The sequence below is a fragment of the Arthrobacter zhaoguopingii genome (genome assembly GCF_009828605.1).
Taxonomy (GTDB): Bacteria; Actinomycetota; Actinomycetes; order Actinomycetales; family Micrococcaceae; genus Arthrobacter_D; species Arthrobacter_D zhaoguopingii.
On sequence record NZ_WIAE01000012.1, the window covers coordinates 1 to 17099 of the forward strand.

18 protein-coding genes are annotated in these 17099 nt (G+C 64.9%); 8 read left to right on the forward strand and 10 right to left on the reverse strand.

Translation table 11 applies throughout. The features are described 5' to 3' along the window. Both GVV77_RS14420 and GVV77_RS14425 read right to left on the reverse strand, forming a co-directional pair. On the reverse strand, positions 1-160 hold a 160-nt coding region (locus tag GVV77_RS14420), incomplete at its 3' end, for a MerR family DNA-binding transcriptional regulator (RefSeq protein WP_159619512.1). 255 nt (positions 161-415) lie between these two features. Further along, positions 416-964, reverse strand: a complete 549-nt coding sequence (locus tag GVV77_RS14425) for a small multidrug efflux protein (RefSeq protein ID WP_159619514.1) — start codon at positions 962-964, stop codon at positions 416-418. 608 nt (positions 965-1572) lie between these two features. On the opposite strand from GVV77_RS14425, the gene GVV77_RS14430 reads away from it, so the two are divergent. Continuing rightward, positions 1573-5016, forward strand: coding sequence for a phosphodiester glycosidase family protein (locus tag GVV77_RS14430; RefSeq protein ID WP_159619516.1), 3444 nt, complete (start codon positions 1573-1575; stop codon positions 5014-5016). Positions 5017-5109: 93 nt separating this feature from the next. On the opposite strand, the gene GVV77_RS18620 is transcribed toward GVV77_RS14430, so the two are convergent. After that, positions 5110-5268 carry a hypothetical protein gene (locus tag GVV77_RS18620; protein WP_425483373.1) on the reverse strand — a complete coding sequence of 53 codons (159 nt, stop codon included), beginning with the start codon at positions 5266-5268 and terminating at the stop codon, positions 5110-5112. A gap of 102 nt (positions 5269-5370) precedes the next feature. Further along, the gene (locus GVV77_RS18625; protein WP_425483372.1) at positions 5371-5640 is read right to left on the reverse strand and encodes an aldehyde dehydrogenase family protein; all 270 of its coding nucleotides are present in this window, start codon (positions 5638-5640) and stop codon (positions 5371-5373) included. Here GVV77_RS18625 and GVV77_RS18535 point away from each other — a divergent pair. The 4 genes from GVV77_RS18535 (at position 5529) to GVV77_RS14450 (ending at position 9835) form a co-directional block, all read left to right on the forward strand. Continuing rightward, positions 5529-6065 (forward strand): putative immunity protein, encoded by a 537-nt coding sequence (locus GVV77_RS18535; protein ID WP_343033060.1) that lies wholly within the window; start codon positions 5529-5531, stop codon positions 6063-6065. The two genes, GVV77_RS18625 and GVV77_RS18535, sit on opposite strands and share 112 nt — an antisense overlap. A 101-nt stretch (positions 6066-6166) precedes the next feature. After that, entirely contained in the window at positions 6167-7033 is an 867-nt protein-coding gene (locus tag GVV77_RS14440; RefSeq protein ID WP_159619518.1) for a DUF2382 domain-containing protein, read from the forward strand. A gap of 156 nt (positions 7034-7189) precedes the next feature. Beyond that, the gene (locus tag GVV77_RS14445) at positions 7190-7813 is read left to right on the forward strand and encodes a hypothetical protein (RefSeq protein ID WP_159619519.1); all 624 of its coding nucleotides are present in this window, start codon (positions 7190-7192) and stop codon (positions 7811-7813) included. A 1173-nt stretch (positions 7814-8986) separates the two neighbouring features. After that, complete coding sequence (locus GVV77_RS14450; protein WP_246199851.1) at positions 8987-9835, forward strand: SGNH/GDSL hydrolase family protein; 849 nt, start codon at positions 8987-8989, stop codon at positions 9833-9835. A 173-nt stretch (positions 9836-10008) separates the two neighbouring features. Here the strand turns inward: GVV77_RS14450 and GVV77_RS14455 are convergent, their stop codons facing one another. The 6 genes from GVV77_RS14455 to GVV77_RS14480 form a co-directional block, all read right to left on the reverse strand. Next, the gene (locus GVV77_RS14455; RefSeq protein ID WP_159619520.1) at positions 10009-10365 is read right to left on the reverse strand and encodes a YciI family protein; all 357 of its coding nucleotides are present in this window, start codon (positions 10363-10365) and stop codon (positions 10009-10011) included. Between the two features lie 412 nt (positions 10366-10777). After that, the gene (locus GVV77_RS14460) at positions 10778-11986 is read right to left on the reverse strand and encodes a cysteine desulfurase-like protein (RefSeq protein WP_159619521.1); all 1209 of its coding nucleotides are present in this window, start codon (positions 11984-11986) and stop codon (positions 10778-10780) included. Between the two features lie 67 nt (positions 11987-12053). Then, complete coding sequence (locus GVV77_RS14465) at positions 12054-12944, reverse strand: ketopantoate reductase family protein (RefSeq protein ID WP_159619522.1); 891 nt, start codon at positions 12942-12944, stop codon at positions 12054-12056. A gap of 403 nt (positions 12945-13347) precedes the next feature. After that, on the reverse strand, positions 13348-13569 hold the full coding sequence (locus GVV77_RS14470; RefSeq protein ID WP_343033061.1) for a GNAT family N-acetyltransferase: 222 nt from the start codon (positions 13567-13569) through the stop codon (positions 13348-13350). Then, on the reverse strand, positions 13566-13916 hold the full coding sequence (locus GVV77_RS14475) for an ArsR/SmtB family transcription factor (protein ID WP_159619523.1): 351 nt from the start codon (positions 13914-13916) through the stop codon (positions 13566-13568). The genes GVV77_RS14470 and GVV77_RS14475 overlap by 4 nt, the downstream gene beginning before the upstream one ends. 63 nt (positions 13917-13979) lie before the next feature. Continuing rightward, positions 13980-14720 carry an aquaporin gene (locus GVV77_RS14480; RefSeq protein WP_159619524.1) on the reverse strand — a complete coding sequence of 247 codons (741 nt, stop codon included), beginning with the start codon at positions 14718-14720 and terminating at the stop codon, positions 13980-13982. A gap of 45 nt (positions 14721-14765) precedes the next feature. On the opposite strand from GVV77_RS14480, the gene GVV77_RS14485 reads away from it, so the two are divergent. From GVV77_RS14485 to trxB, 3 genes are all read left to right on the forward strand, one after another. After that, positions 14766-15437: an arsenate reductase/protein-tyrosine-phosphatase family protein gene (locus GVV77_RS14485; protein ID WP_159619525.1), complete on the forward strand. Its 672-nt coding sequence runs from the start codon at positions 14766-14768 to the stop codon at positions 15435-15437. Between the two features lie 190 nt (positions 15438-15627). Next, entirely contained in the window at positions 15628-16050 is a 423-nt protein-coding gene (locus GVV77_RS14490; protein WP_159619526.1) for an arsenate reductase ArsC, read from the forward strand. A 35-nt stretch (positions 16051-16085) separates the two neighbouring features. Next, positions 16086-17087, forward strand: coding sequence for a thioredoxin-disulfide reductase (gene trxB / locus GVV77_RS14495; RefSeq protein WP_246199841.1), 1002 nt, complete (start codon positions 16086-16088; stop codon positions 17085-17087). Positions 17088-17099: the final 12 nt, after the last annotated feature.

Here is a 17099-nt window from a genome sequence, read left to right on the forward strand (position 1 = left end):
GCCGGATTTTCAGGAGGCGGACGAGGTGTCTGACCTGGTATTGCTTATAGCCGTTGGACATCCGGTCGGGCTGCTCGAGAAGGCCGATCTGGTGATAGTGACGGACCGTGTTCACGGTGGTCCCGGCCAGATCCGCGATTTCGCGTGTGCTCCATCCCATTCCTGGTCCTCTTTCCTTGATTGCCCTTCGGCGGGTGGATATTGATGCGCCCCACCGGGGGTTCGTGATCGGGTGTCCGAGTGCTTGGACACCATGGTCTCATCAGGTTTTCGCCACCCGCTCATGGGAGGGGGGTGCCCCCGACGGGGGCGGGTCCGGGATGATCGAGCGGACCGCCTCGGTGACCGGGCCCGGGCCGCTGGTGAGTTCCGGGTTTCTGCCGGCCCGAAACAGGTGAGGAGGTCAGGGAACTCTTTACCAGCCGAGCAGGCCCAGGACTCCGGTTGCGGCCGCGGCGACGGCGGCGGTCCATAGGATGATGGCGATGGCCTGCCACACAAGCACCCGCTGCTTGCTGACCCCTGAGGCGATGAAGAACGCTGCGGTGAGCTGGGTGGGAAGGGCCAGCGGCGCCAGCAGGCTTGCCCCCGGCACGCCGAACCTGGTCAGCCATCCCCGCAGGCGGGTTTGGCCCTTGGCCTGCCGGGCCGACCGCGGGGCCGATCCCGGGGCCTCGAGCGTCTGGACGGTGCCGCCGTCGGGTCCGCTGCCGCCTGCCCGCCGCGCGACGACCATCTGGCGGGCACGCGAGCTCAGCAGCACCACCACGAGGACGCTGAGGAAATTGCCCACGGCGCCGGCGATCCCTGCAACGATCGGATTGACTCCCGCGATGATGCCCAGGGCCGCCGAGCCCTCGCCCTCGACATAGGGGATCATCCCGACAAGGCCCACACCCAGCGGCTGCAGAACCTCCGGGACCTGATTCACGAAGTCCTGAAGGCCTTCAGATAGAGCAGACATGCTATTCTCCTTGATGTTTCCCGGCCGGGAGTTCCCTCGCCGGCCTGGTCGGGCCCTCGTGTGAGGGCCCTGAATGTTCTGATGTCGTCATTGAAGACCCTGTGCCAACAACAGGGTCAAGGGCATGTGACCAAACCCACGTCGCACAAGCCGCGGACGGTGTCGGACTCCCCGCTTCAACGGGACAGCTAGTGGATGCACCACGCAATCGTCTGCCAGTTACGCGTACTTGTAATGGATTACCGCACTAGAACTGTCCTGATCTTGAAGGGAAGCTTTGGTCGTCCATTCTTCTTCTTTGGTAGTCCATTCCGGACTAAGTCGTTACGAGCGAAGTGGCAGACGGAGGCCGCGAACTCGAGGTGAATGGTCAGATTTGCGGTGGGGACTGGCTTGCGGGTGACGTACTGCCAGTCCCGTATGGTCGGGAGTCAAGCGAGCTCGGGGCAGTCCCATCCGGAGCCGGATGACACCCCCAGGCTGTCTGGTTCCGGCGTGTCTGCGATGCCGCGCTGAGCTAAGCGCCGGAAGGCGGTGGTTGCTGTCGGTTCACCGCGTCGTTGTGATTCGGTCATTTTTCGTTCCGGTTCGGCTGGGACGGTGGGTCCGTGAAACCTACATATAACCGAGCTTTACTTTCCGGCATCGTCGTCCCGATGGTGCTGCTCGCCGGTGCGCATCCGGCATCTGCTGCTCTGCGTCCGGTGAGCGGCGTCCTCGACAATGAATCCGTGCCCGTCCAGGAGGGCGCTGACAGCGCCCAGGGCCGCGGCCCAGCAGCCAGCTCCAACCTCAATGATTCGGGGATGCTGCTGAAGGAACCTGCAGGGCCCGGACGCATACTCCTCGAGGAGGAAGAGCGCCCCGTTGCTCCCGGTCTGGACCTGAGATCGTTTGAATGGCTCGACTCCGCCGGGTTCATGCGCGGAGATGTCCTCACCGCCAAGCTGGGTACCCCCGGGTTGAGCCTTGATTACGTGGACGGTGGGTCCGTCACCGCTCCGGGGCCGCTGGAGAACCATGTCGAGAAGGCGGGCGGGGTTGCCGGGGTCAACGGCGACTTCTTTGACATCAACAACTCCGGTTCCGCCCTCGGCGCGGTGCTCGGACGCACCAAGGGCGTTGTGAAGGGCCCCAACCCGGGTTGGCCGAACGCCGTCGGCGTTGACACGAACGGGCTCGCCCAGATGACCGAGATGCTTCTGGAGGGAAGCATCGTCACCCCGACAGCTACCCTTCCCCTCAAGGGCTTGAACCAGAATGTCCTGGCCGCCAACGACATTGGGGCGTATACGTCCCTCTGGGGTGCCTATTCGCGCGATCGGGCGACGACGGGCGTCGCCGCAAAGGTCGAGGTGTTGGTCACGGACGGCGTGGTGACACGGATTTCACCGACGCCGGGTGAGGGCACGCTCAAGGAGAACACCATCGCCTTGGTCGGACGCGAGAATGGCGCCAAGGCGCTCTCCGGGCTGAAGGTCGGGGACAAGGTCACGGTGTCCTACGGATTGAAGAGCTCCGCCGGTGAGATGGCGGTGGCCATCGGTGGCAGCCAGCCGCTCCTTCGGGGAGGGGAAGTGCTTCCCCAGGGCGACAAGAGCGTGCATCCCCGCACCGCGGTCGGGTTCAGCAAGGACCGCTCCACGATGTTCCTCGTGACCCTCGATGGCCGGATGGCCGACAGCCGGGGGATGTCCCTGGAGGAACTGGGATCCTTCATGAAGGAGATGGGAGCCGATACCGCCCTGAACCTGGACGGCGGGGGATCCTCGACGCTCGTGGCCCGCGACGCCGGCAAGGCTGGGGTCGATCTCGAAAACACGCCGTCCGACGGTTACCAGCGGGCCGTCCCGAACGGGCTGGCGCTGTTCGCCGAGAAAGGCTCGGGACGCCCGACCGGACTCCGGGTGGTCCCAGAGGCGGGCGACGCCGATGAGAACGCCCTCCGGGTCTTTCCCGGACTGACCCGCGAGCTCGACGCGCTGGCCCATGACGAAACCTACGCGCCCGTCGACGCGGGTGCGAAATACAGGTCGACCCCCGCGGCCGTCGGAGAGATCGATAATGACGGGACATTCACCGCACGGCGCAGCGGAGATGTCACCGTCACGGCCTCGACGGCCGGGGCCGCCGGCGAACTTCCCCTGGTCGTCCTCGGGGACCTTGAACGCGTGCGGCCCACCGCGGAGAAGGTGTCCCTCAAGGACGCCTCGGATGCAGGGGAGTTCGGTCTGGTCGGCTACGACGCGGACGGCTTCCAGGCACCCATCGACCCCGCCGACGTCACACTGGAGTACGACACCTCCAAGATCTCTATCGAGCCGAACGCAGCGGGCGGCTTCTCGGTGAAGCCCGTAACGGATTCCGCAGGCGTCGTTGTCACGGCCACTGTCAAGGGAGTCGTCTCCCATGTGGCCGTCTCTGTGGGACTTGAGAGCCGGATCGCCGCCGGCTTCGATGACGCGGCGGCCTGGAAATGGTCCGGGGCACGCTCGACCGGATCCCTTGCGCCCACCCAGGGACGGGAGGGCGGAACCGCACTGCAGATCAACTACGACTTCACCCAGTCCACGGCGACGCGCACCTCGAACGCAGCACCTCCGAAGAACATCCTCATCGAAGGACAGCCCCAGACCATCGGCCTGTGGGTCAAGGGCGACGGCAGGGGCCAGTGGTGGTCCTTCTCCCTCCGCGATGACAAGGGCAATTCCTACCCGCTGTACGGGCCTCACATCACCTGGACGGGCTGGCAGTATGTCGAGGTCGACGTCCCACAGGGCATTGCCTTCCCCATGACGCTGACCCGCTTCGGCATCATCGAAACCGCGGCGACCGCCAAATACGCGGGCTCCGTGGCGATCGATGACATCACGGTCAAGGTCGCACCCAGCATCGACACCCCGGGCGCCGCGCAGGTCGCCGACGACGTCGTCATCTCCGACGGACAGGCCCTCGACGGTGAAGACTTCACATTCGCCGTCGTCTCCGACGCGCAGTTCACGGCATCGGATCAGTCGCTGGTCCCTGCAGCACGGCGGACTCTCCGGGAAGCACTCGCGGCCGATCCGGAATTCATCGTGATCAACGGCGACTGGATTGACACCGCCTTCCCTGACGACCTGGCCCTCGCACGCAAGGTCATCGAGGAGGAGATCGGAGACAAGAAGCCCTGGTACTACGTTCCCGGCAACCACGAGATTTACGGCCCCGGGACAGTAGATCCGTTCGAAGCTGAATTCGGGCCGGCGCACCAGAGCTTCGTCCACAAGGGCACGCAGTTTGTGCTCCTGGATTCCTCGACCGGCAGGCTTCTGGGCGGTGGCTTCGACCAGTGGCAGATGCTCCGCGACTCCCTGGACACCGCAAGGGACAACCCGGCCATCAACGGTGTTGTGGTGTTGACCCACATGCCCACCCGCGACCCCAGTCCGATCAAGGTCAGCCAGCTTTCAAGCTCCGTTGAGGTAGGCGTGATTGAGGACTGGCTTTCGCAGTTCCGGCGCGCCAGCGGTAAGGGCGCGGCCTACATCGGCTCCCACGTTGGATCCTTCTCAGCAAACTCCGTCGACGGCGTCCCGTATATTGTCAACGGAAACGCAGGAAAGGCACCCTCCACGGCTCCTGCCGAGGGCGGATTCTCCGGGTGGTCGTTGGTGGGGATCAACCCCTCCGCCGATCCAGCCCCGCTGAAGGCCCGCCACCGTTCCGCACCGGAATCTGACAGCGAGAACCCCTGGCTGGAGGTGGAGATGCGCCCCCACGTCGACAAGCTCACCATCGACAACCCGGGAACCATGGCCGCCGGCACCTCGGTGAGTCTCGACGCCCACGTCACCCAGGGACGGCGGACCTTTCCCGTCGCCTACCCGGTGAGCGCGGACTGGACATCGGAGAGAATTCACATCGGCGCAGCGGAGGACGCAGCCGGAGGCAGCATTGCGGCCTACGACCCGGAAACCAACACCCTGACCGCGTTGCGGGCCGGCGAGGGCACCCTCTCGATCACCGTCAACGGAGTCACCGAAACCACCCCGGTCACCATCACCGGGTAAATCAGTGCACACAACGGACCCTGCCTCTTTAGGGCAGGGTCCGTTTCCGTGCTGTGTACCCGGGGCCATCGACTGTTGCGCCGCCGGTAATGGCTACGGCACCGGAAGCCACCGCATCGGTGAACAGTTCGCGAACCCTTGCACGGCATCTGCGTCGGTCAGCGGTCCCAGTGTGGAGGTGGGCGCGGTGCCACGGCGGACGGTGACCGTCTCCATCGTTACGGCGAGATTCGCCGTGAACGCGTCCGCGATGGCTTGGTGGACGAGGAACGGGTTGGCAGCGGTGCAGGATGAGGTTCAAGACGCCTTCGGGCAGGCCTGCGTCCTGCATGATGGCGGCGAACAGTGGGGAGGTCAGGGTGTAAAATCTGCAGGTTTGAGCACCATTGCGCAGCCGGCGGCGATGGCGGGAGTGATTGTGCGGGCCGCCATGGCCCGTGGGAATTTCCGGGGCGTGATGAGCAGACACGGGCCCACCGGATTCTTGGCGGTCAGCAGGCGGGTTTTGCGGTGTGGACAGGGTCCGCACTTTGGGTCTCGGACTGGGCCGTACCGATGCCGGTTCGGGCCGGATTGCGGATGATTTTGGGGGAGCGGCGGGTTTCTATCATCAGCTTCTTGCATTGTGGGCCGCTAGCTGCGCCGAACATGTTCTAGGGCTCTTCGAGAATTCAACCCGTGATGATGACCGGCCTCGTGCGGCAATCGCAGCAGCACGAGCCTGGACGCTCGGCGAAGCGAAGATGCTGCTTGCCCGCGCGATCGGAGGACACGCGATGGGTGCTGCGCGTCCTTTGCCTGGCGCTCCACGATTCGCTGCCTGCCGCGATTCAGCAGGGGCAGCCCAAGTTCCGATGCGGTGTGCTCCCGTACCCGTGCTGCATGGATTCTGCCGGCGCCGGTGCACATATCCGCGACCGCACTCGAAAGAATCAGAAGTTGCGTTTGACTGCCACTGCGGTCAGAGTAGTAAGCATGCTGATAATCAATTGTCCGTGACAGTGAAGCGATCGCCCGGCGGACCAATCGCGGCCCCGGCGCCACGGTAATCGGCCGGGCGGAGTCAGGGCTGCAATGAGCTTCTTAACTCTTGAGGTACCCGCTGCTCCACCGATTCGCCTTCATCACAATCACAATGTAAGGAAAAACCGTGATCACGCAGCAGAATCTCGACACCATCCTGTCTAAGGGCGGCAACGTTGTTGACGCCCAGGGCACCAAGATCGGTTCCATCGGCCAGATCTACCTGGATGACCACACCGGGGATCCCAATTGGGTCACGGCGAAGACGGGGCTCTTTGGCACCTCCGAGTCCTTCGTTCCCCTTGAGGGCGCCAACGCCGACGGCAAAGATGTCAAGGTCCGCTACAGCAAGGACCAGGTCAAGGGTGCACCCCGCATTGAAGCGGACGGTGCGCTCAGCCCCCAGGAAGAAGACACCCTGTACCGGCACTACGGTCTGGCCGGCGGACAGCAGAACACCACCCCGAACACCACAACGGCGCCCCCTGTCAGGGGAAAAGGCAAGACCACCACCGGTTACGAGCCCGGTTTCCAGCACGGCGACGAGCGAATCGACCGCTCAGGCGACGGCAAGACGGTGGGTTATGACACCTCCGGACCGACCACCGATGAAGCGATGACCCGCTCCGAGGAACGGCTCCGGGTCGGAACCGAAACCCGGGAAGCCGGCAGGGTGCGCCTGCGCAAGTATGTGGTGACCGAACACGTCACCAAGACGGTTCCGGTCCGGCGCGAAGAGGTCCGCATTGAGCGCGAACCCATCACCGATGCCAACCGGGGCAACGCCATGGACGGGCTTGTGATCAGCGAAGAGGAGCACGAAGTCATCCTCCATGAGGAGAACGTCATCATCGACAAGGAAGCCGTTCCCGTTGAGCGGGTGCGCCTGAATAAGGAAACGGTCCAGGCCCAGGAAACCGTGTCCGGTGAAGTCCGTAAGGAACAGATCGAAATGCTGGACGCGGACCAGCCAGGCAAGACCGACCGCCGTTAGTTGACAGAACCCCCGGGAGCCGTCACCGGCTCCCGGGTACGTTCCTTTGACGCACCGGCGTGCGGTCTTTCGAAGGGCACGACACAAATATGTCCGTCACCCGGCTTGCGAGCGCGGTGCCGGACAAGAATACGAAACACCATTCCAAGGAGAGTCATGGCACAGGACCACACCGCAGGAGCAAGCACACCCAAGGGCCGGCGCAACGACGTCGTCAATGCCCAGAAAGAAAAGTTTGGCGGCATCAAGTTCGGGTCCGCCTTCTTTGGTTGGCTCACCGCGATCGGCATGACGGTCATCCTGAGCGCCTTGGCCACCGCGATCGGCGTGGGAGTCGGAGCAGCGAACAGCACCGATGCCGGCGAAGCCGCCAACCAGGCAACGCAGAACGCGGAAACCGTCGGTATTGTCAGTGGCATCGTGCTGGCACTCATTTTGTTCCTCGCCTACTACTGTGGTGGCTACGTAGCGGGCCGTATGGCCCGCTTCGACGGAGTCAAGCAGGGCCTCGCAGTCTGGCTGTGGGGCATCATCATCGCCATCGTTGTGGCCATCCTCGCCGCAATCGCCGGAGACCAGTTCAACGTCCTCTCACGCATCGGCGGAGCGCCCAGCATCCCCGTCGACGGTAGTCTTTTGAGCGCAAGTGGTCTCATCGCCCTGGCCATCGCCGTCCTGGTTCCCCTCATCGGGGCGATCCTTGGCGGCAAAGCCGGCATGCATTTCCACCGCAAAGTCGACCAGGCCGGCATCGACCACCAGGCCGGGCTGACCTCCTAATCCGATACACCAGGCCGGGCCGGGCGCGTAATTGTGAGCACAGCGCGCCTGGCCCGGCCATCTTCCATCACTCCACTTGATTGTTGAGGTAAGGCATCATGCCAAACGAAACCACCACGGACCCGCGAGACAGCTCGACACCCCCCGCCGGACAGGACTCAGCCGACCAGGACGTTCTTGATGAACCTTCCGCGGGGGATTCCGGGCAGGCAGAAGCCTTTCTCGAGAAGCTTTCCGAAGCTCCCGCCCTCGAAGAGGACGAAGACAGCCTGGTGAGACCTCAGAACAGCTGACCCCGATGATTTCCTGGCATCACCGGTTGGGGGAGTCCAGGCCTGCAAAAGGATGGGATCAGGCGCCCGCTGGGCGGGCTTTTGGCTGTGACCGGCCTGATCAGCACCGCCATCAGATGCGTTCCGTAGTTCGTCTCCCGACGACCAGAGCCCGCACGTCACTGGCCCTCCAACCCAGACATCAGCACTACCTCAGGGACCGTGAGGAACTGGACGAACCTGCCCATCAGAGGACCCCTTCATCGTTACGTCGACGCCTGGTCACCTTTATCCGGATCCGTACCAGCCGGTGATCCCCACACGTCCTATCAGCCGTTCCCTTCCCGTGCACGCCAGCACGTTGCGCAGATGCGACGTGTTTCCTGGACAAAGCGCACGTACGTAAGACCCGTTCGATGTTATGCACGGTGGATCTCCCATCCAGCGGATCCCATCGGACGGCAGTTACTCAAGGCTTTCGGCATGGTCGCTGAATTCGAAGCGGACCTCACACGCAGGAGTCAGCGCGTCAACGAGATGCACTCGGCGGAAAGCGACCCGTTCAGACGACGTACTACTACGACGATGAAGACGACATTGGTACCTCGCCCGCATCCGAGAAGCCGGGGGCAGAAGCCGCAGAATGTGATCCGAAGTCTCCGGAACAGCCTCTCTGACTTATCACCGTCAGAAGCAGACCTCGCAGGGAGTGTGGACAGTGTCCACACTTCCTGAGGTGCCTGAACCTAGTGCCGTTCAGTCGCGTATACCCCACCGGAGAAAATGCCCGGTGAGGGTAGCCCAAGCGCTGCAGCGGGCGCAGGCGTCACATACAGGTCGAGGAGGCTACCTAGGGTCGCGTTGGGCGGTCCCGGCTTGGCAGGATGGACAGGTGAGCGAAATTCAGCCAGTCCATCCGGCCGACATCTCCTCCACGGAGGCCGTCGCCGTCGCGGTACCGCACCCTTGGCGGCGCTACGTCGCCCTGGGGGATTCCTTCACCGAGGGCATCGGTGACCCAAGCACCGATAGCATCGGCGGGAACCGGGGCTGGGCCGACCGGGTGGCCGAGGAGCTCGGCTGCGGCTGCAGCAGCTTTTCCTATGCGAACCTCGCGGTGCGCGGACGGCTGCTCCAGCAGATCATCGATCAGCAGGTCGGGCCCGCGCTGGCACTAAAGCCGGACCTCGTGAGCATTTCGGCAGGCGGCAACGACCTGCTGCGTCCCGGAGCGGATCCGGACCGGATGGCGGCCCGCCTCGATGCGGCTGTGCAGGACCTCGGCAGCGGCGGCGCGACGGTCGTGCTCTTCACCGGGCCGGACGTACGCGACACGGTCCTAGGGGGGATGCGCCTGAAGATGGCGGTCCTCAATGAAAACCTCCGCGTCATCGCCGCACGGCACGACGCCTTAATCGCCGATATGTGGGCACTGCGGCAGCTTTCCGATCCGGGCATGTGGGCCGAGGACCGCCTTCACTTCTCGCCCCTGGGGCACCACACGGTGGCAATGATGGTCCTCGATACGCTCGCCGTGAACCACACCCTGGAACCGATGCATGCCAAGCCGCTTCCGCCGAGGACCTGGCGCATGGCCCGCACCGAGGATGCTGTCTGGGCCCGCGAGTACTTGGTGCCGTGGGTGCTGCGGCGGCTGCACAACCGCTCCGCGGGCGACGGGATCACTCCCAAGCGCCCGGAGGCGACGACGATCTTCGGTCCATGCATGCCCCCTGGTGCAGGAATTTAGAAGGGCAGGAGAGCGGAAATACATCCAGGCGGTGCGCAGCGGAAAAGGACAACCTGCCCCGACGGGATGGCCATTCCTGAGAAACCAGAAGCGGAAATGAAAGCTCCGAGTAGGAGAAACACCTCGTGGTGACGCTCGCCGCAGGGCGGTAGGTAGCTTGTTGCGGTGGGGTTTCACGCGGTAGGCGTTGTGATGCCGCCGCTGTGAACGGGACGAACTTCGACTCCGCCGGTGCTTGTGCGGACTGCCGGGTTCAGGCGGGCGATCGCTATTGCGGCCTCAAGGTCGGGAGCTTCGAGGACATAGAATCCTGCCACGAACTGCTCGGCCTGCACGAAGGGGCCGGCTGTTGTGCCGTCTTGGCGAATAGACACGGCGGATGCGCGAGGGGTGAGGGCGTAAGCAAGGGACATCGACCCCGAGGTTTGAAGGTCCCGTGCGTGTCGGTCATTCTCAGCCAGTTCGGACTCTGCTGCTTCCACAGCATGAAGGGATTCGTCCGTGTAGATGAGGATGGCGAAGTGGGGCATCAGTCGGCCTTTCGATGAATCGATTGGTACCGCACCTGAGGCAAAAGGAGGATCCTCGCTTCGGGGCGGGAGACACCGCTCGATGAAGGTGTGGGGTGTGCCTACTGTACGACGAGGTTCTGATGTCATTGGTGAGTTCACGCACGATGTCGAGACGAAACACGTTAGACAGGTCACTGAGACGAAAAACCGCGAGTGAATTCGTGAGGCGGTTAGTCAGCGTCAGACTACTAAGCCTGTCCTGGATCGCTTTGGGTTTTCGAGACGCTCTGGAACGGCTCGGCGTCCGCGGCCGCTGCGGTCAGGTTGCTGGCCCAGGCACCCTTCACCCATCCGGACCGGCGGCATTCTGCTCGTCGTCCCGACAGGCATCGGCGCACAATCCGTGCAGCGCAGATACCCTCATCTCGCGCTAGGAAGCAAGGAACTCGCCGAGCGCGGCCAGTAGGCGGTCGACGTCATCGTTGTTGTTGTACGGCGCCAGACCTATTCGCAGGGCGGCGCTGTCCTCAAGATTCAGGCGGCGGAAGGCCTCGTACGCGTAGAAAGAGCCGGCCGGCGCCAGAATGTTCCGATCCGCGAGGAACCGGTAGGCGTTCGCGGAGGACCGGCCCGGGAAGGTCACAAGCAGTGTCGGTGTCCGGTCCTGGGCTTTGGAGTGCAGCGTGACGGCGTCGCCCAGATCGGCCAGCCCTGCCTCGATCCGGGAGCGCAGCGCGAGCTCGTGCTCATCGACGACGTGGGCGGAGTTGAGAAGGCGCGCACGGCGTCCGGTCGCGGCGCCGGGCGCGATCGCGGCGAGGAAATCCACGGCTGCCGTGGCGCCGGCCATGATCTCGTACGGGAGGGTGCCGAACTCGAACCGCTCAGGAACCTCGTTCGTGGACGGCAGCAGCTTGTCCGGCTGCAGCGACTCCAGCAGCTCCGGGTCGGCCACGAGAACACCGCAGTGAGGTCCGAGGAATTTGTAGGGTGAACAGGCGAAGAAGTCAGCTCCCAGCGCCTTCACGTCGACCGCCGCATGAGCGGTGTAGTGCACCCCGTCCACATAGACCAGAGCGCCGACCGTGTGAGCGGCGTCGGCGATGCGACGCACCGGCGGTTTGGTGCCGAGCAGGTTCGAAGCGGCGGTGATCGCTACCAGCTTCGTGCGCTCGGTGATCGCGGCTGCGAGGGACGCTTCGTTGATCTCCGTCGTCTCCGGGTCAAAATCGATCCAGCGCACGGTGGCACCGACCGCGTCGGCTGCTTGCAGCCAGGGGCGGAGATTGGAGTCATGGTCCAGGCGTGAGACCACGACCTCGTCACCTGGCTGCCAGGTCTTGGCGAGGTGGCGGGAGAAGTCGTAGGCGAGCTGCGTGGCGCTTCGCCCGTAGACGACACCGCGAGGATGCGCCCCGAGCAGGTCAGCCATTGCCGCCCGGAACCCGCTGACCGCCGATTCGGCGTTGCTCTCCGAGACCACTCCGAAGCCGCGGTTGGACAGCGGCCCGGTGATGGCATCGGCTATCGCGGCTCCCACGACGGCGGGGGCCTGCGTTCCTCCGGGCCCGTCGAAATATGCGGTGCCGCTGAGCAGGGCGGGGAAGTGCGCGCGGAAGGACTCGATGTCGAGGGTCATGTTGTCACTTTCTCAGGTGAGCGTCGAAACGGGAAACGGTGCGGGCACGAGCCGTGATGGATCAGTCTTAGAGGTTTGCTCTGATGGCGATGAGTGTCAGGTCGAGCAGCGGAGTGGGTTGCTGCAGCGCCTTCGCCCGGAGTGCGTAGTCGCCGAGGATATGGTCAACCTCCGATGGAAGTCCTGCCGCGAGGTCCCGGTACAGCGACGTGGTGAAGGAGGATCCCGGGTCGATCAGGAGCGCCACTGCCTGACGGTGCGCCGGATCCGATACGGGGTGTCCTGACTGGGTGGCGACGGCCTCGAGCTCCTCGATTGCCGCGCGAATCGCGCCTTCGCCGCCGGCGTCGAGTATGCGGCCGATGGGAGCATGGAACAGGCAGTTGACGACACTGGCAGCGGCGATGAACGCCCATTTGTCCCATAGGGCGCCCACCACGTCATCGGTAACCGAGAAGTCGATGCCCGGGACGTCGAGTGCGTCGCGGATGTCGTTCGGGATCGGAGCGTCTGTCAGGGAACCCACCACGAGTGAACTCATAGGCGTCTTCTGGTGAACGACGTACCCGTCGAGGGTCGCCACGATGCGGGCCAGCCCGCCCAGTACCTGTCCCGGATACGCTCCTTGGAGTTCGTCGATGTGCGCCATGCCGTTGAGGATTGGAAGGATGCGCGTGTTCGTGTCAATGAACGGGTGAACGTCCGTCACCGCGGAGGAGAAGGCTGTCGCCTTAACCGCGATGAGCACGAGATCGAAGGCCGGCGCCGTGTCGGAGGTCGTGAGCACCTGCACCGGCTGGGTCCGGTCGGCATCAGGGGATACGAACCGTAAACCGTCACGGCGCAACGCTTCTGCTTTGTGATCACGGACGAGATAGGTGACGTTCCTCCCTGCCTCCTGCAGCAAGGTTCCGAAGGCGCCTCCGGTGGCTCCTGCCCCTACAACGAGTATCCGCACAATGATTCCTTCTCCTTAATAACTAACTACCTGACGACCGATTCCCACCACACGCTGACCTGCACGATGAGCTGTTTGGCTCCTCTGCCCATTATCAGTGGCGGGCGACAGGCGGATGAACGCGCCAGCCGTCTGTCGCCGCGGGTAGCCTCTCGCCCTGACCGGCGGAACCTGGTGGCGTCGGTTGAGGCAAGACGAGCCGCCCGATGAGAAGCACCGCGGGAATCAGCAGTCGAAGCCAGTACTCAATCTTGCTCCGCCGTCGATCCGGCCCCTATCCGTCCATTAGCTCCCCTCGTTCACCCTGACGTGAACCTACCCAGTCCATTACCTCGTCAGGCGGCCTCTGATCGCCGTTCAATGAGCAGGGTGTCCCGCCAGGGTCCTGCCAGTGGTCCGTGGGTCATGTGGGCGATGCGGGGGAGACGGCCGCCCAGCCAAGAATTCTGCCGTCCACGGTTCCGGCGACGAAGCGGTGCAGGGCCAACCTGGACCTATCGAACCCATCCCAGTCCGACGCCTCGGCTTCGAAGGTGGCGTGGCCGGTGTCGATGCCCTCCTGGTAGATGTATCGGACGGCCGGCCAGTCCTCCTCACGCATCGGGCGGACTGCTGCCGCGGTCATAGCCGTGCGAGGCTGCCGGCGACGTCGTCCAGGGCGCCGGGAGTGAGCGAGAAGTAGGCCCAGATGCCACGCTTTTCACGCTGCAGCAGGCCCGCGTCGAGAAGGACCTTCAGGTGGTGGGACACGGTGGGCTGGGTCAGGTTCAGCGGGTCGGTCAGGTCGCAGACGCAGACCGTCCCGGCAGGTGCCGCCTTGATCATGGAGAGCAGGCGGAGCCGGTTCGGATCGGCCAGTGCCTTGAAGACCACTGCCCGCGCCTTCGCCTGGGCGGCATCCAGGGCAGGGGGCCCCGCCGGGGCGCACGATGCCTCGCCGGAGGCCGGACCAAGGACGGGCTGCAGGTTCATGCACCCATTATGGGGTATCGACGGACATCAATGTCGTCCGCCTTCTGCGGCCCTGCAGCGGAGTCATTTTCTGGCCAGTTGCCCATCATGGGGAAGCACGACGTCATCCGCGGTGGCGGAAGCGGAAGGAAATAGGACCAGGACCAGGACCAGGCCTGCCGCGGCGCCGACGAGCTGGGCGGCGATGAAACCCGGGACCGAGCCCGGGGCGATGCCGGCGAAGGTGTCGGTGAAGATCCGGCCGACCGTCACGGCGGGGTTGGCGAAGGATGTCGAGGACGTGAACCAGTAGGCGGCCCCGATGTAGGCGCCCACCGCGGGTGCGGCGAGGGCGCCGCGTTTGGTGGCGGCCAGGGAGAAGATCAGCAGGATCAGCCCGGCGGTGGCCACGACTTCGCCCAGCAGGTGCCCGCCGGTGGCCCGATGGGTGGTCGAAAGGGAGGTTCCTGCCTCGAACATGGCGTTCGCGGTGACGCTTCCCCCGATGGCGCCGAGCGTCTGGGCGAGGACGTAGATGCCCAGCTCGGTCAGGGTCAGCCCGGCCCCACTGCGCCGCTTGAGAATCCAATCGACCAGGGACACCGCCGGATTGAAGTGCGCGCCGCTGACCGGGCCAAAGATCAGGATCAGCACGGTCAAACCCAGCACGGTGGCGGTGCTGTTCTGCAGCAGTTGCAGCCCGACGTCGGTGGGGGACAGCTGCTGGGCGGCGATCCCCGATCCGACCACGGTCATTACGAGCAGGCTGGTGCCGAGGAATTCGGCCAGGGCGCGGCGCCACAACGGCGGCAGGGGTGAGGTCATGGCACCAGCTTGACTGACTACATTCTCTCAGTCAAAGTTGAGTCAATGAATACTGAACCAGTCGAACTCCGTCAGAGGGCCGCCAGGCATGCCGCTTTAGCGGATCCGGCGCGGCTGCGCATTGTCGATCTGCTGACCCTGGGGGACTTCTCCCCGACGGAACTGCAGGCCGAGCTGGTAATGCCCTCAAACCTGCTGTCCCACCACCTGCGCACCCTGGAGGAGGCCGGTCTGGTGACGCGGCACCGTTCAGAGGCCGACCGGCGCCGCAGCTACATCCGGCTTGCCTTCGGCGCCCTGGACGGCCTGATCCCCGGAGCCGCACACGGGGCCCGGCGGGTGCTCTTTGTCTGCACCCGCAACAGTGCCCGGTCCCAGCTCGCGGCCGCGCTCTGGCAGCGGGCAAGCGACATCCCCTCAAGCTCGGCGGGAACCCACCCGGCGGACCACATCGCCCAAGGTGCCCTCGACGTCGCCCGCCGGCATGGACTGGACCTCGCGGACCGAACCCCTCAGGGCCTGAACGAGGTGGCAGGAGAGGGGGACTTCGTCGTGACGGTGTGCGACAACGCCCACGAGGAACTCACGACCATGAGGGGGATCCACTGGTCCGTGCCCGATCCACTGCGGGCCAACACCGAGGAGGCCTTCGAGGATGCCTTCGCTGACATCTCCCGGCGCGTCCATGACCTTGCCCCCCGCCTCCACGCTGCCTGATCGCCACCGGGTCGCCCTGCACCACGGGCGACCCGGAGCGGCACCAGCCGGGCCACGTACAAGTATTGACAATCGTCGATTCCCCGTCCGATACTCCGTATATCGACATCCATCGATGCGTGTGGGTCCGTGCGGAGATCGAATGAACCAGCACCACCATCCCAAGCCCATCCCACCCTCAGGAGACCCAGTGAGTACCGATACCGCCCAGAAGCCCTCCGTCCTGTTCGTCTGCGTCCATAACGCCGGCCGGTCCCAGATGGCTGCGGCTTTCCTCAGCAGCCTGTCCCAGGGCGCCATCGAGGTCCGCTCGGCCGGTTCCCAGCCGGCGGAGAAAATCAACCCCGCGGCTGTGGAGGCGATGGCCGAGGTCGGCATCGACATGTCCGCAGAGGTCCCCAAAATCCTGACCACCGAGGCCGTGAAGGACTCCGACGTCGTGATCACCATGGGGTGCGGCGATGAATGCCCGTTTTTCCCGGGCAAGCGCTACGAGGACTGGGTGCTGGAGGACCCCGCGGGCAAGGGCGTGGAGTCCGTGCGCCCGATCCGCGACGAGATCAGGGGCCGCATCGAGGAATTGATTGCCTCGCTGGCCCCCGCCGCCAAGTAACGCCAGATCCCGACCCGAGCATCAGGAGATTCCCCGTGGGACAGACCGTGAGCGCCACCTCAACCTCCGAGCAGCTGATCATCATCGGCTCCGGCCCCGCCGGGTACACCGCGGCCACCTATGCCGCCCGGGCCGGGCTGGAACCGCTGGTCCTGGCCGGGTCGGTCACCGCGGGCGGTGCCCTGATGAACACCACCGAGGTGGAGAACTTCCCCGGCTTCCCCGGCGGCATACAGGGCCCGGAGCTGATGGGCGGGCTCCAGGAACAGGCCGAACGGTTCGGCGCGAAGGTCATCTTCGACGACGTCACCGACGTCGCACTGGCCGGTCACGTCAAACGCGTCGGTACCGGTGGCGGCGAGACTTACGAGGCCCCGGCAGTCATCCTGGCCACCGGCTCGGCGTACAAGGAACTCGGCCTGCCGGAGGAGAAAAAGTTTAGCGGTCACGGGGTGTCCTGGTGCGCAACCTGCGACGGGTTCTTCTTCCGCGACCAGGACATCATCGTCGTCGGCGGCGGGGACTCGGCCATGGAGGAAGCCACCTTCCTGACCCGCTTCGCGAAGTCCGTGACCGTCGTGGTCCGCAAGGACGAGCTGCGGGCCTCGCGCATCATGGCCCAGCGGGCCAAGGACAACCCCAAGATCAGCTTCGCCTGGAACTCCGCCGTCACCGCCATCCACGGACAGGACAAGGTCACCGGGGTGACCCTGACGGACACCCGCACCGGGGACGCCCGTGAGCAGGTGGCCACGGGCGTGTTCGTGGCCATCGGGCACCTGCCGCGCACCGAGCTGGTCGCCGGTCAGGTGGAGCTGGACGCCGAGGGCTACATCAGGGTCGACGCGCCCACCACCGTTACCAACCTGAACGGCGTGTTCGCCTGCGGGGATGCGGTGGATCACCGCTACCGCCAGGCCATCACCGCCGCCGGGACCGGCTGCGCGGCGGCCCTGGACGCCGAACGCTACCTCGCGGCGCTCGATGACGCCGACAGCATCGCCACCGCCCTGGTGGAAGAACCCACCCACGCCTAAACGCCACAACAC